The 13,076-nt window shown below is 63.1% G+C and carries 13 protein-coding genes; 7 read left to right on the top strand and 6 right to left on the bottom strand.

All coding sequences use genetic code 11. The features are described 5' to 3' along the window. Positions 1 to 101: 101 nt before the first annotated feature. Positions 102 to 614: a winged helix DNA-binding protein gene (locus tag ACYVNQ_RS01430; protein WP_460900352.1), complete on the top strand. Its 513-nt coding sequence runs from the start codon at positions 102 to 104 to the stop codon at positions 612 to 614. A gap of 32 nt (positions 615 to 646) precedes the next feature. On the opposite strand, the gene ACYVNQ_RS01435 is transcribed toward ACYVNQ_RS01430, so the two are convergent. Then, on the bottom strand, positions 647 to 1,249 hold the full coding sequence (locus ACYVNQ_RS01435) for a 5-formyltetrahydrofolate cyclo-ligase (protein WP_460900353.1): 603 nt from the start codon (positions 1,247 to 1,249) through the stop codon (positions 647 to 649). Between the two features lie 20 nt (positions 1,250 to 1,269). Between ACYVNQ_RS01435 and ACYVNQ_RS01440 the strand changes: the two genes are divergently transcribed. The 4 genes from ACYVNQ_RS01440 to ACYVNQ_RS01455 all read left to right on the top strand — a co-directional run bounded on the left by ACYVNQ_RS01440 (position 1,270) and on the right by ACYVNQ_RS01455 (position 6,275). After that, positions 1,270 to 3,237, top strand: coding sequence for a lytic transglycosylase domain-containing protein (locus ACYVNQ_RS01440; protein ID WP_460900354.1), 1,968 nt, complete (start codon positions 1,270 to 1,272; stop codon positions 3,235 to 3,237). Between the two features lie 107 nt (positions 3,238 to 3,344). Then, positions 3,345 to 4,298: a complex I NDUFA9 subunit family protein gene (locus ACYVNQ_RS01445; RefSeq protein WP_460900356.1), complete on the top strand. Its 954-nt coding sequence runs from the start codon at positions 3,345 to 3,347 to the stop codon at positions 4,296 to 4,298. A gap of 85 nt (positions 4,299 to 4,383) precedes the next feature. Continuing rightward, positions 4,384 to 5,031, top strand: coding sequence for a glutathione S-transferase family protein (locus ACYVNQ_RS01450; RefSeq protein ID WP_460900357.1), 648 nt, complete (start codon positions 4,384 to 4,386; stop codon positions 5,029 to 5,031). Beyond that, positions 5,028 to 6,275 (top strand): multifunctional CCA addition/repair protein, encoded by a 1,248-nt coding sequence (locus tag ACYVNQ_RS01455; protein ID WP_460900358.1) that lies wholly within the window; start codon positions 5,028 to 5,030, stop codon positions 6,273 to 6,275. Before ACYVNQ_RS01450 ends, ACYVNQ_RS01455 begins: the two co-directional genes overlap by 4 nt. Before the next feature lie 189 nt (positions 6,276 to 6,464). Here ACYVNQ_RS01455 and ACYVNQ_RS01460 read toward each other — a convergent pair whose 3' ends face one another. Together ACYVNQ_RS01460 and ACYVNQ_RS01465 are read right to left on the bottom strand one after the other, a co-directional pair. After that, complete coding sequence (locus tag ACYVNQ_RS01460) at positions 6,465 to 6,659, bottom strand: DUF2905 domain-containing protein (RefSeq protein WP_460900359.1); 195 nt, start codon at positions 6,657 to 6,659, stop codon at positions 6,465 to 6,467. A gap of 10 nt (positions 6,660 to 6,669) precedes the next feature. After that, positions 6,670 to 7,866, bottom strand: coding sequence for a class I SAM-dependent methyltransferase (locus ACYVNQ_RS01465; protein ID WP_460900360.1), 1,197 nt, complete (start codon positions 7,864 to 7,866; stop codon positions 6,670 to 6,672). A 13-nt stretch (positions 7,867 to 7,879) separates the two neighbouring features. On the opposite strand from ACYVNQ_RS01465, the gene ACYVNQ_RS01470 reads away from it, so the two are divergent. Both ACYVNQ_RS01470 and ACYVNQ_RS01475 read left to right on the top strand, forming a co-directional pair. Then, on the top strand, positions 7,880 to 8,767 hold the full coding sequence (locus ACYVNQ_RS01470) for an SDR family oxidoreductase (RefSeq protein ID WP_460900361.1): 888 nt from the start codon (positions 7,880 to 7,882) through the stop codon (positions 8,765 to 8,767). 100 nt (positions 8,768 to 8,867) lie between these two features. Next, positions 8,868 to 9,263 (top strand): dihydroneopterin aldolase, encoded by a 396-nt coding sequence (locus tag ACYVNQ_RS01475; RefSeq protein WP_460900362.1) that lies wholly within the window; start codon positions 8,868 to 8,870, stop codon positions 9,261 to 9,263. A gap of 84 nt (positions 9,264 to 9,347) precedes the next feature. On the opposite strand, the gene ACYVNQ_RS01480 is transcribed toward ACYVNQ_RS01475, so the two are convergent. The 3 genes from ACYVNQ_RS01480 to ACYVNQ_RS01490 form a co-directional block, all read right to left on the bottom strand. Then, positions 9,348 to 9,830 carry an RNA polymerase sigma factor gene (locus ACYVNQ_RS01480; RefSeq protein WP_460900363.1) on the bottom strand — a complete coding sequence of 161 codons (483 nt, stop codon included), beginning with the start codon at positions 9,828 to 9,830 and terminating at the stop codon, positions 9,348 to 9,350. 400 nt (positions 9,831 to 10,230) lie between these two features. After that, on the bottom strand, positions 10,231 to 11,139 hold the full coding sequence (gene ttcA, locus ACYVNQ_RS01485; protein ID WP_460900491.1) for a tRNA 2-thiocytidine(32) synthetase TtcA: 909 nt from the start codon (positions 11,137 to 11,139) through the stop codon (positions 10,231 to 10,233). Positions 11,140 to 11,425: 286 nt separating this feature from the next. Continuing rightward, positions 11,426 to 12,895, bottom strand: a complete 1,470-nt coding sequence (locus tag ACYVNQ_RS01490) for a cytochrome P450 (protein WP_460900492.1) — start codon at positions 12,893 to 12,895, stop codon at positions 11,426 to 11,428. Positions 12,896 to 13,076: the final 181 nt, after the last annotated feature.

A 13,076-nucleotide genomic window follows, 5' to 3' on the forward strand; every position in this document is an offset into this window, starting at 1 on the left:
TTCCTAATAAGAGTTTGTGCCAGGCTTTCAGTTGCTGACGGCTGTCGTACACTGCGCACACTCATCAAATTACCGGTCAGCAGCTTCCGAGAGCTTTGTTCATGTCGCGTCATCCAACCAAAATCGTCTCATCGGAACATCTCGTTTCCGAGCAAAGTGCAGAGCTTTCTGAGCTCGAATACGCACTGATCATGGCCGGCAACGCGTTCAACCGGTGGATGGTGCGCTGCATGTCCGCAGCAGGCGAAAAAGACATGACCGCGATCGAAGTGTCGTTGCTGCATCATGTCAGCCATCGCGAACGCCGCAAGAAACTGGCTGACATCTGCTTCGTGCTCAACATCGAAGACACGCACGTGGCCACTTACGCGCTGAAAAAGCTGGTAGCTAGAGGGTATGTAAAAAGCGAAAAAACCGGCAAGGAAGTGTTCTTCTCGGCAACCGAGGCCGGCCGGGCACTATGCCTGAAATACCGCGAGGTGCGCGAAAGCTGTCTGATCGCGACGCTGAAGGAAAGCGGCCTGACTAACCAGCAGATCGGCGAGGCCGCGCAGTTGATGCGCAATGCGTCGGGCTTGTACGACACGGCGGCGCGGGCGGCGGCTTCGTTGTAGCGTGTGCGTGCCTTGGTTTGACGCGTCACGTGTCACGCGTCGCGTGGGTAGCCGCCGGCATCGGTGATGATCGTGTCGAGCGGGATATCGTGCGCTTCCCGCTGCAAATCTCCGATGCGGCACGCTTCGTATGCGATGCCGATCGCGTGGGGCAGTGCAGCGCCCGCCGCGCGCCATTGCGCAAACGTGCGGTCGTAATAACCGCCGCCGTAACCAAGCCGATACGCCTCATCATCGAATCCGACGCACGGCACCAGCACGAGATCGGGCATCACGACCTGCCCCGATGCCGGCTCCTGAATCCGATGCTCACCGACGCGCATCGGCATCTGCGGCGACCACGCATGAAACTCCAGCGGTGCGCCACGCGCGGTAATCACCGGCAGACAGGCCACGCGCGAAGCGTCCTCGGCAAGCCAGTCAGACAGCGCGCCACGCACATCGAACTCGCCGTCGAGCGGCCAGTAAAAGCCCACGCAACGCGGCGCGCAACGCCGTAGAACCTCGCTTACACGCCGCTGCAAAGCCTCGTTCGCAAGCGGCTCGCGCGCCGCTTGCAGACGCGTTTCCAGCAGCGCACGGCGCAGCTCCTTTTTCGATTTCGCGACAGGGTTGCGTGCTATGCTTTCGTTCAATTCGCGCTCCAGAAACAACGATGTCCACACGCCTATTTCGAGTATATCGCGCGGTTGGTCTGGCGCTGGCCGCTACGGCGCTGGTCGCTTGCAGCACGGCGTCCGCCGTCAAGCCTGTCCCGCTTTCCCAACTCACCAACGCCGACCAGACCTTTGTGCAATTGCGCGAGGCCTCGCGCAATAACGACCCGGTGCGTGCCGCGCAACTTGCCGCGATGATTCCGGATTATCCGGCGCCGTCGTATATCGAATACTTCCAGCTGAAGCCGCAGCTGTTCGATTCGTCGGGCCATGCGCGGCTCGATGCGCCGGACGCGCCGGTGCTCGCGTTCCTGCAGAAGTACGACGGCCAGGCCATCGCGGACCGTCTGCGCAACGATTACCTGACCGTACTCGGCGCGCGCCACGACTGGCGCAATTTCGACGATCAATACGCGCGCTTCGTGCTGAACGACGACACGCAGGTGAAGTGCTACGCGCTCGAATCGCGTGCGGCGCGCGGCGAGAACGTCGTGGATGCGGCGCGCGCGCTGCTGGTCGAGCCGCGTAACTACGGCGACGGCTGCGTCGACCTGATCACCGCGCTTGCGATCAACCAGCAGTTCAGCAACGACGACGTGTGGCAGCAGATCCGCCTTGCTTACGAGCAGAACCAGACCGGCGTCGGGTCGAAACTGCTCGATGGGCTCGGCAACCAGCGGCCCGACCCGGACCTGTTCAACCAGGCTACGACTACGCCGCCGCTGTTGCTCGCGCGCGGTGTCGGCGCAGATCCGCAATCGCATCAGCTTGCATTGCTCGCGATTACGCGGATGGCGCGCAACGATCCGGCGATGGCGGCTGCGACGTTCGGTTCGCTCGCACCATCGCTGACCACACCGGAGCGCGCGATCGGTTGGGGCACGATTGCGTATCAGGCGGCGGCAAAGCAGATGCCCGGCGCGGTGGACTGGTACCGGCTGTCGGCGAACGCGCCGCTGTCGACGCCGGCTTACGAATGGCGCACGCGCACCGCGCTTTTGGCCGGCGACTGGACGATGGTGCGCTGGTCGATCGAACAGATGCCGCCGGCGCTGCGCAGTCAGCCGTCGTGGGTGTACTGGCATGCACGCGCACTGAAGCAGGCCAACGACACCGCACAAGCCAACCAGGAATTCGCGCAGATCGCGCAGAACTTCAACTACTACGGGCAGCTTGCAAGCGAAGAGCTCGGCCAGAAAATCGTCGTGCCGCCGAAGACCGCCGTGACCGATGCCGAAGTGCAGCAGGCAGCGAACACGCCGGGCTTTGCGTTGGCGCAGCGTTTCTATCAGCTGAATCTGCGGCTGGAAGGTAACCGCGAGTGGAACTGGCCGCTGCGTACGATGACCGATCGTCAGCTGCTGGCGGCCGCCGAGTACGCGCGCCGTATCGAGCTGTACGACCGCGCGGTGAACACCGCCGATCGCACGAAGACCGAGCACGACTTTTCGCTGCGTTACCTGTCGCCGTTCCGCGATATCGTCGAGCGCGATGCGCAATCGAACGGGCTCGACGTCGAATGGGCGTATGGTCTGATCCGCCAGGAATCGCGCTTCATCATGAATGCGCGCTCGGAAGTCGGCGCAAGCGGCCTGATGCAGCTGATGCCCGGCACCGCGCAGCTGGTCGCGAAGAAGATCGGCCTGGGCCCGATCTCGCGCGAGCAGATGAACGACATCAACACCAACATCCTGCTCGGCACGAACTACCTGTCGATGATCTACAATGAATTCGACGGGTCCGCTGTGCTTGCAACCGCCGGCTACAACGCGGGTCCGGGCCGGCCGCGCAACTGGCGGCAATCGTTGCAGCATCCGGTCGAAGGCGCGATTTTCGCCGAAGCGATTCCGTTCCAGGAAACCCGCGACTACGTGAAAAACGTGCTGTCCAACACGGTCTACTATGCGGCGTTGTTCGAAGGCCGTCCGCAATCGCTGAAGGCGCGTCTGGGTTACATCGCACCGTAACAGCGCGCCGCCGCCGCGCGTGCTGCTTATGCACGATGCGGCGGTGCTCGATCCGGTGTTCATTCCGTCAGCCAGCCGTTGCCGCGGCTTCCAACTGGGAGTCCGAAATGCGACATCAAACCGTTGCGGTGATCGGCGGTTCCGGGTTTATCGGCAGTCATCTCATCAATGCGCTTGTCGAAGTCGGCAAGAAGGTGCGCGTGGCGACGCGCCGCCGTTATAACGCGCGACATCTGACACTGCTGCCCATCGACGTGATCGATACCGACGTGTTCGATCCGGTGCAGCTTGCAAGCTTTATCGAGAATGCGGACGCGGTGATCAATCTGGTCGGCACGCTGAATGGCCGGCGCGGCAATCCGTATGGTCCCGAGTTTGCGAAGATGCATGTCGAATTGCCGACCAAAATCGTTGCGGCTTGCGAAGGCAAGGGCGTGCATCGGCTGATTCACGTCAGCGCGTTGAATGCCGACCCGAGTGGGCCCAGCATGTATCTGCGCTCGAAGGGCGATGGTGAGAAGGCGGTGCGTGCGTCGACGCTGGCCACTACTGTGTTCCGGCCATCGGTCGTGTTCGGACCGGAGGACGACTTTCTGAACAAGTTCGCGTTCTTGCAGCGCGTGTTCCCGATGATCCCGCTCGCGATGCCCGATGCGAAATTCCAGCCGGTGTTCGTCGGCGATGTGGCGAAGGCGATTGTCAGCGTGCTCGATCTCGATGCGGCGAACGGACGGGTCTACGAGTTGGGTGGTCCGTCGGTTTATACGCTCGAGCAACTGGTGAAGTATTGCGGCAGCGTGATCGGCAAGGACGCGCGCATCATCCGTTTGCCCGATGTGCTGGCGCGGCTGCAGGCGCTGACCTTTGAAATGGCGCCTGGCGAACCGGTGATCTCGCGCGACAATCTCGATTCGATGAAAGTCGACGCCGTGATGACCGGGCCGATCGCGCCAGAGCTCGATATCGAACCCGCCAGCATCGAAACTATCGCACCGGTCTATCTGACTGGCGCGTCGCAACGTTCGCGGTTCAATGCGTTCCGCGCCAACGCGGGCCGCTAACGCGAGTGGTCAGCGCGGGCTGTAACGCACGTAGTTAGCGCGGGTTGTCGAGCATCGTTCCTTTAACTCTTTCTCTCGTTCAGGCATGAAACTCGTTATCGGAGACAAGAACTATTCGTCGTGGTCGATGCGGCCATGGGTGTTGCTGAAGCACTTCGGCATCCCGTTCGAAGAGATCGTGGTGCAGCTCGCGCAGGCAGATACGCTTGCATCGATCCTCAAGCATTCGCCGTCAGGCCGCGTGCCGTGCCTGATCACCGACGACGGCCAGTCGATCTGGGATTCGCTCGCGATCTCCGAAACGCTTGCCGAGCGCTTCCCGCAGTATCCGCTGTGGCCACGCAATGCATCCGCTCGCGCCCGCGCGCGCAGCATCAGCGCCGAGATGCACTCGGGTTTCATGGACCTGCGCTCGAACATGTGGATGAACATCCGCGCGTCGTTTCCGGGCAAGGGCGCGACGCCCGGCGCACTGGCCGATATCGCGCGCATCGACGAACTGTGGCGCGACTGCCTCGCCGCACACGGCGGCCCATTCCTGTTTGGCGAGTTCAGCATTGCCGATGCGATGTATGCGCCGGTCGTGATGCGCTTCAACACGTGGCAGCCGGCGCTGTCGGCTGAAGCTGCGGCTTACGCGCAACGCGTCACCGCGGCACCCGCTGTGGCCGCCTGGATTGCCGACGCGCTCGCCGAGCCGCACCAGATCGACAAGTACGAAATCTGCGCATGAATATCTACGTTGTAGGCGGTGCGATCCGCGACGGACTACTCGGCATGCCGGTGCAGGATCGCGATTACGTGGTGGTCGGTGCGACGCCGGAGCAGATGGCCGCACAGGGCTTCAAGCCGGTGGGCAAGGATTTCCCGGTGTTCCTGCACCCGGTTACGCGCGAGGAGTACGCGCTCGCGCGCACCGAGCGCAAGACGGCCGCCGGTTATCACGGCTTCCAGTTTTACTACTCGCCGGATGTCACGCTCGAAGAAGACCTCGCGCGCCGCGACCTGACGGTCAATGCGATGGCTCAAGAGGTGCGGCCCGACGGCAAACAGAGCGGGCCGGTGATCGATCCGTTCAACGGCCAGGCGGATTTGCAGGCGCGCGTGTTCCGCCATGTCAGCGATGCGTTTCTCGAAGACCCGGTGCGGATTCTGCGTGTCGCGCGGTTTGCGGCGCGCTTTACTGATTTCACCGTGGCGCCCGAGACGATGGTGCTGATGCGCAAGATGGTCGACGCGGGCGAGGTCGATGCGCTGGTGCCGGAGCGGGTGTGGCAAGAGGTGTCGCGCGGGCTGATGGAGAAGAAGCCGTCGCGGATGTTCGAACTGCTGCGCGCGTGCGGCGCGCTTGCGCGGATTCTGCCGGAAGTCGATGCGCTGTATGGCGTGCCGCAGCGCGCTGATTACCATCCCGAAGTCGATACCGGCGTGCACGTGATGATGGTGCTCGACTATGCGGCCGCGCGCGGCTATGCGTTGACGGTGCGCTTTGCCGCGCTGACGCACGATCTGGGCAAGGCGACCACGCCGGATGATGTGCTGCCGCGGCATATTGGCCATGAGGGCCGCAGCGTCGATTTGCTGAAGCCGTTGTGCGAGCGTCTGCGGGTGCCGAACGAATGCCGCGATCTGGCGGTGCTGGTGGCGCGCGAGCACGGCAATATTCATCGCGTGGCGGAGACCAAGGCGGCAGGCCTTGTGCGGCTGTTCGAGCGTAGCGACGCGCTGCGCAAGCCGGCTCGTTTTGCCGAAGCGCTGCAGGCTTGTGAAGCGGATGCACGCGGCCGGCTGGGCTTCGAGACGCGTGAGTATCCGCAGGCGGAGCGCTTGCGCGATGCGCTGGTGGCGGCGCGCGGCGTCGACGCGGGCGCGATCGCGCAGAACTTCGCGGATAACCCGACGGCAATCAAGGATGCGGTACACCGTGCGCGCATCCGTGCGGTGGCGCAGGCGTTGCGTGAGGGTGAGGGCGAATAGGCGGCGCGTGCCTGGCTGCCTTAGTTCGACACGCCGCGGCGGCCGTTGACGCCGGGCGCGACGGCGGAGTGACTTGGAGCAATGAAGGCGAGCCGGCCAATAAGGCCGATGCAATATAGACCTCAGTGCAACGCAGTCGCTATCCTTCGTAGCGCTGGCCGCAGGTCGGATTTGCTCGCCGCATTTTCCTTAAAGCAACCGCGCCAGCAACGAAAGCACCATCGACAGCACCAGCGTCGACATAAACGGAAACGGATACTCCTTCCCGAACATCCGCAGCGTCACATCGCCGGGCATGCGGCCGATGCCGAGCTTGCGCATCCACGGCCAGCATGCGGACAGTACCGCGACAGCGATAAACGTAGTGAGCAGCCAGCGGATCATCGCGCAGCCTTTATAGCGTGTGTGAACGGTCGCCGCGAGCGAACGCGTCGAGGGTGTCATCGATACCGCGCGAAAACGCGATCACCTTGAACAGCTCGCCCATCTCGGCCTCCGACAGCAGTTTCTGCACCGCGTTGGCGGCTGGCAGGAAGTGCTTGAGGTCGGACGGATCGATTTCGGCGAGCGCGTCGGTAATGCCGGCGTTCATCAGAAAGCGCGCTTGCGACGTATAGCCGAGCAACTCGGCGCCCGTATCGACGCCTGCTTCCGCGATGCCGGTGAATTCGACGTGCGCGGTGATGTCCTGCAAGCCCGGGTACAAAAACGGATCGCCATGCGCGCGGTGCCGGTAGTGGCACATCAGTGTGCCTTGCGTACGTTGCAGGTGATAGTACTCGTGGCGCGGAAAACCATAATCGATGAAAAATGCCGCGCCGCGCGTCAGCATCGTGCAGATCGTGCGGGTGAACGCGAACGCTGCTTCGTGGGTTTCGGTCACGTAGGCGTCATCTGATTCGACTTCGATCTCGGCGAGCAGTGCGGCATCGCGCGTGGCGCGCAGCGGGCGATCGGCGAAGGCGAGCGCGCCGTCGGCGTTCAAGGCCACGCCGCGTTCCTGCCAGGTGCCTTCTGCGTGCGCGAACAGCCGCACCGGCATCGCGTCGAGCACTTCGTTGCCGATCACGACGCCTTCGAAGCTTTCCGGCAACGCGTCGAGCCAGTGCACGCGTGCGGCGAGCGCAGGCGCTTCGGCCTCGATCGTCGCGCGCTGGCGTTCGCGCAATTCACCTGACAGATCGACGATCGAGTAGGTATCGAATGGCGCATCGAGCGCGGACAGTGCGTTCAGCAGACCCGCGGCCAGCTTGCCGGTGCCGGCGCCGAATTCGATCAGCTGCCGCGTGCCGCTCATTTCGAGTGCCTGCGCAACCGGCCGCGCGAGCGTCTCGGCGAACAGCGGCGACAACTCGGGCGCCGTGATGAAGTCGCTGCCGTCCTCGGCGCGCCGGCCAAATTTGACCGATCCGCCGCTGTAATAGCCGAGGCCCGGCGCGTACAGCGCGCGTTCCATATAGCGGTCGAATGGCAGCCAGCCGCCGGCAGCGGCGATTTCCGCGCGGATCTGTGCGGTGAGCGCTTCGGACTGAGCCAGCGCTGCCGCATCCGGAGCGGGTAAACTATTCGGTTCGTGAGCCTTCGGATTCATTCCCGCATTGTAAATGACCGTCTCTAACGACAATTTGTCAGTCTCGTCGTCCGGCGCTGCTGGTTTTACCAACAGCCGCGCGGGCAGCAGTACGGACGGAGAGCAACGCGCGCAGGGCACAGTTACGCCGCGCGTGGTGCTCGTCACCGGCGGCGCGCGGCGCATCGGCCGTGCGTTTGCGCTGGGCTTCGCCGCGCGCGGCTGGGACGTAGCGGTGCATTACGGCGCATCGCGCGACGAGGCCGACGAACTGGTCGCCGAGATCGTCGCGCTCGGCCGCCGTGCGGTCGCGCTGCATGCGGATCTCGCGGTAGAAGCCGACGTCGCACGTCTGCTGCACGACTGCATCGCGGCGCTCGGACGCGTGTCGTGCATCGTCAACAACGCGTCGCGCTTCGACGAAGACACCGCACGCGACGTCGGCTACGACAAGCTGCTGCATATGACGGCGGTCAACGTCGGCGCGCCGCTGGTGCTCGCGCGCCTGCTGCACGACGCGACGCCTGACGCCGCGCGCCACGACGAAACGCAGCGCGGCTGCGTGATCAACGTGCTGGATCAGAAGCTGTACAACATGAACCCGGATTACCTGTCGTACACGCTATCGAAGGCCGCGCTGGAAGCGGCAACGGTCGTGCTGGCCCAGGCGCTCGCGCCGAAGCTGCGGGTGGTGGGGCTCGCGCCGGGACTGACGCTGCAATCGGCCGAACAGACGCCGGAGAGTTTCGCGGCCGCGCATCGGGTGACGCCGCTCGGCCGCGCCTCGCGACCGGAAGACCTGGTTGCCGCCGCGCTGTACCTGGCCGATGCAAACGGCGTGACGGGAACGACGCTGGTGGTCGACGGCGGCCAGCATCTGGTGCCGTTGCCGCGCGACGTGATGTTTTTGACCGGCAATTGAGACCTGACGCCGCCGCCGTCGTGTGCGGCGGCGCGCGACACGCGCACTAGCCGCCACGCCTTAACCGCGTGTTCACACGCTTACTACTACAGGAACGAACATGCACTCCGCCCTGCTTCATCCGCGCCTTGCCGACTGCCGGCGCCTGTTTCTGCGCAACTACGAAGTGCACATCAACATCGGCGTGCACGACTTCGAAAAGCGCGGCGAGCAGCGCGTGGTGATCAACGTCGATCTATATGTGCCGCTCGCACTGTCCACGCCGCACGAAGACAAGCTGCGCGAAGTGGTCGACTACGACTTCATGCGGTCGACGATTGCACGGCGCGTCGAGCAAGGGCACATCCATTTGCAGGAAACGCTGTGCGACGATCTGGTGAAGATCATGCTGGAGCACCCGCAGGTGCTCGCGGCGCGTGTTTCCACGGAAAAGCCGGATGTCTATCCGGATTGCGACGCGGTGGGCGTCGAGGTGTTCCGTATCAAGGAAGCGTGATGCGCGGCATCGCGTGCCGGCGGTTGCGCGCGCCGCGCCTTGTTTCGGCGCGAGGCGCAGCGCCTTGCAGAACTGGCCGCGCTTTCAGGCGCGCACGCGTTCAGACTTGCTGAGCTGCGCAAAGCGCGTCGCGCCCGCGCGCGCCGTGTTTTCAAAGGCAATCGATACAGCAATATGCGCGCGCTCGAGCCGCTGTTCGAGCGCGGCCGGCGGGATGCCCAGTGCCCACGCCGCATCGTCACGACTCAGATGCTCGGCCTCGACGAGGATGAGCGCGACGCGCTCATCGTCCGGCAGCGTATCGACGATCTGCAGCAGACGGCGGCTCTCATCACAATCCGCCTCCACATGCACCGCAGCGCTTCTGACGAAGCCAGCATTCATCTGCGACTTTTTCCATAGCGTCAACATCGTCGCCATCATGGCGACGCGCGGCGACACATGTGTCGCTGGTCTATAGCGCTTGCCACCAAGCGTCTGGTAAGAATCTTTCACCAGACTTTCGGCTGCTGCGCTGGTGGAAGTGAGGCGCAAGGCAAAAAACCATAACTGTGGCAGCGCTTCCACACAAGCCGACAAGGTTGGACCCCTACCCATAACAAAATTCCTTCGACGGAGAAAAGCGATCACGGTGGCGCCTGAACAAGGCCTCGTGATATGTGCGGGTGCACAGCTCGCGTCAGTGTGACGCCATCAAAGCATGGCGTTTGAGACTCCCGATAACCGGGATGAGGTGACAACAGTTGGAACGGCGCGAGCGTTGAGCGTCCACTCTATGCAGCGCGCCTGGCTCTGGATACCGAATTTTTTTAATGCCTTCCATCAGAAAAAACAATGATGTCATCGCGTGCAAGCATTGCGCGCGATGACATCTTGAGTTGCCTGACTGGAGCGGGTCTTCGTTATTCGGAACCGTCTTGCGCTTGCGCGTAACGCAAACACTAATGGCGGCGGTTATACCAAAGTGTTAAGCGCTGACGATACGTTCGGAAGGCCGAATGAACTCGATACGGTTCTCGCTGGAGTGAGAAAACACCAGCGGAGTCTGTGCATATGAAGCGTCGCCAAATAAAGATTCCTCATCGACTTTAGCGAGACCAGTGGCAAGCCCACGAAAATCGAATTGCTGCGTATCAAGTAAATGTGACGGCACGATGTCAGAGAGCGCGCGAAACACATTATCTACCCGTCCGGGTGTTTCGCGTTCCCATTGATGCAACATGTCTTTCACTTTCTTGCGCTGCAGGTTTTCCTGCGAGCCGCACAGGTTGCACGGAATAATCGGGTATTCCATATCGCGCGCATAGCTGGCGATTTCGGATTCTTTACAATATGCGAGCGGGCGGATCACGATGTGCGCGCCGTCGTCGGTGGCGAGCTTGGGCGGCATCGACTTCATCTTGCCGCCGAAGAACAGGTTCAGAAAGAACGTCTCGACGATGTCGTCGCGGTGATGGCCGAGCGCGATCTTGTTTGCGCGCAGTTCCTTCGCGGTGCGATAGATGACACCACGGCGCAACCGCGAGCACAGCGAACAGGTGGTCTTGCCCTCGGGCACTTTCTCTTTGACGATCGAATGCGTGTCCGCTTCGACGATGCGGTATTCGACGCCGATCGATTCGAAATAGCGCGGCAGCACGTCCTCCGGAAAGCCGGGATGCTTCTGGTCGAGATTCATCGCGATGATCTCGAACTTGACCGGCGCGCGCTTTTGCAGCGCGAGCAGCACGGAGAGCATCGTGTACGAGTCTTTGCCGCCGCTCATGCAGGTCAGAATCCGGTCGCCGTCCTCGATCATGTTGAAGTCGTGAATCGCCTTGCCGGCTTGCGATTGCAGACGCGTTTCGAGGCGGAAGAAGTTGTTTGACGCTTTCATGATGGGGCTGACACGGAAATCGGAGGGCGGTGCCGCGGCAAAAGGCGCGCGGCCGGGGGCCGTTTTGGGCCAAGCCACGATGATACAACCAAATGGTGGGGGCTCTGGAGTGGTTGGGGCGCTGGGCGCACGGGCGTTCGCGGGGGCGGGGGCTAGGGTGCAACGCGGTGTGTTAGCGCGGCACAGTGTGGCCCGGCCGGCCCGGTTCGACTCGGCGCGACTCGGTTCGGCGCGACTCGGCACGGCGCGACTCGGCACGGCACGGCAAAGCGCGGCAAAGCGCGGCTCAAGCGCGGCGCGGTTTGAAGCTAAAGAGCGCCGCACGCTCCGGCGTGGTGGTTGCGAGCGCACGCGGGTGCACCGGCTTACTCTCGGTGCACTCGATCTCGAAGGCCTGTACCAGGCGCGCGAGCACGATAGTGGCTTCGGCGAGCGCGAACTGCGCACCGACACACACGCGCGGCCCGCTGCCGAATGGCAGCCACGTGAAGCGCGCAGGCGCCGGCGCACCGGGCAGAAAGCGCGCGGGGTCGAACAGATCCGGTTGATCCCACAGTCCGCGATGGTGATGCAGCACCCACGGACTAATCAGCAATTGCGTGCCGCGCGGCAGATTCAAGCCATCGACGTGGTCTGCTGCGAGGCATTTGCGCGCCATCAGCCAGACCGGCGGATAGAGGCGCAGAGTCTCGTGGACCACCGCACGCGTGTACGGCAGCGAGTCTGATATTTGCCCGGCATGCGCCGGGCTCAAATCGACATTGCGGACCTCAGCCGCCACCGCGGCTTGTTCAGCGGGCGCGCTGGCGAGCACATACAACGCCCAGAACAACAGCAACGCGGTGGTCTCGTGACCCGCGACGATCATCGTGCCGATCTGATCGCGCAGTTCCGCGCGGCTGAAGCCAGCGCCCGTTTCCGGATCGCGCGCGGCGCGCAGCGCATCGAACAGATCGCGCGGGCCGCCTTCATCCGGTTGTCTGGCGCGCACCTCGATGATGTCATCGAGCAACGCCAGCCAGCGCTTGCGAAAGCCCGCGCGACCGATATCGCGCGGCGTCGGGATGCCGATCGGCAACACCAGGTCGCCGATACCGAGCCGCGTGTGATGCAGCTTGAAGTCCTGCATCGCGCCGCGCACCGCTTGCCCGTACTCGCGCATCTCGAGCGAGAACATCGAGCGCGCCGCGATCTTCAATGCAAGCGCCTGCATCGCGGCAAGCAGATCGAGCGGAGCGCCACCGTGCTGGCTCAGCGCATCCACTTCTTCATCGACGCAGGCCGCGACGTGACGCGTCAGCACCGGCAGCATTTTCGGCGCGAGCGTCGGGGCGATGGTGCGGCGCTGGTGCTTCCAGTCGTCGCCGGAGGAGAGCAGCAGGCCATTGCCGGCCAGTGGCCGCAGCAGCCGGATCGACGCATCGGTGCGTCCATAGTTGTGATGGTTTTCCACCAGCACGCGATGAATCATGTCCGGCTTGTTGAGCAGAAAGCGCTTGCGGCCGAACAGATGCTGCTCGATAAAGTCCGCCTCGTACGCTTCGCGCGGCCACAGCTGCAGGCCGTTGTGACGAAGCACACGTACGAATTCGAGCGACGACAACCGCGACGCAGGCAGCTCCAGCAGCGGTTGCCGGAACGACGGCGCGGGCGACGGCGGCGTCGCCAGCGACGGCTGTCCCGTCGGCACATCCGGCTGCATCTGCGATTGCGACGAGTTCACCGAAGGCGAAGGTGAAGGCGAACGTGAAGGCACATCCAAGAGCATTCTCCAGCGACGATGCATTGAACATCGATTGGATCGAACAGGCTAACCGGAATCGCGCTTTTATGCGATTCATCTAACTCAAACGCGAGATACCGCATCGTAAAACGTTTGCCGCTGCATCCCAGGTAAAAACAGCTGCTTTAACGAACGCGCATTTCCTCGTGCGAAA

The sequence above is a fragment of the Paraburkholderia jirisanensis genome (assembly GCF_054782355.1).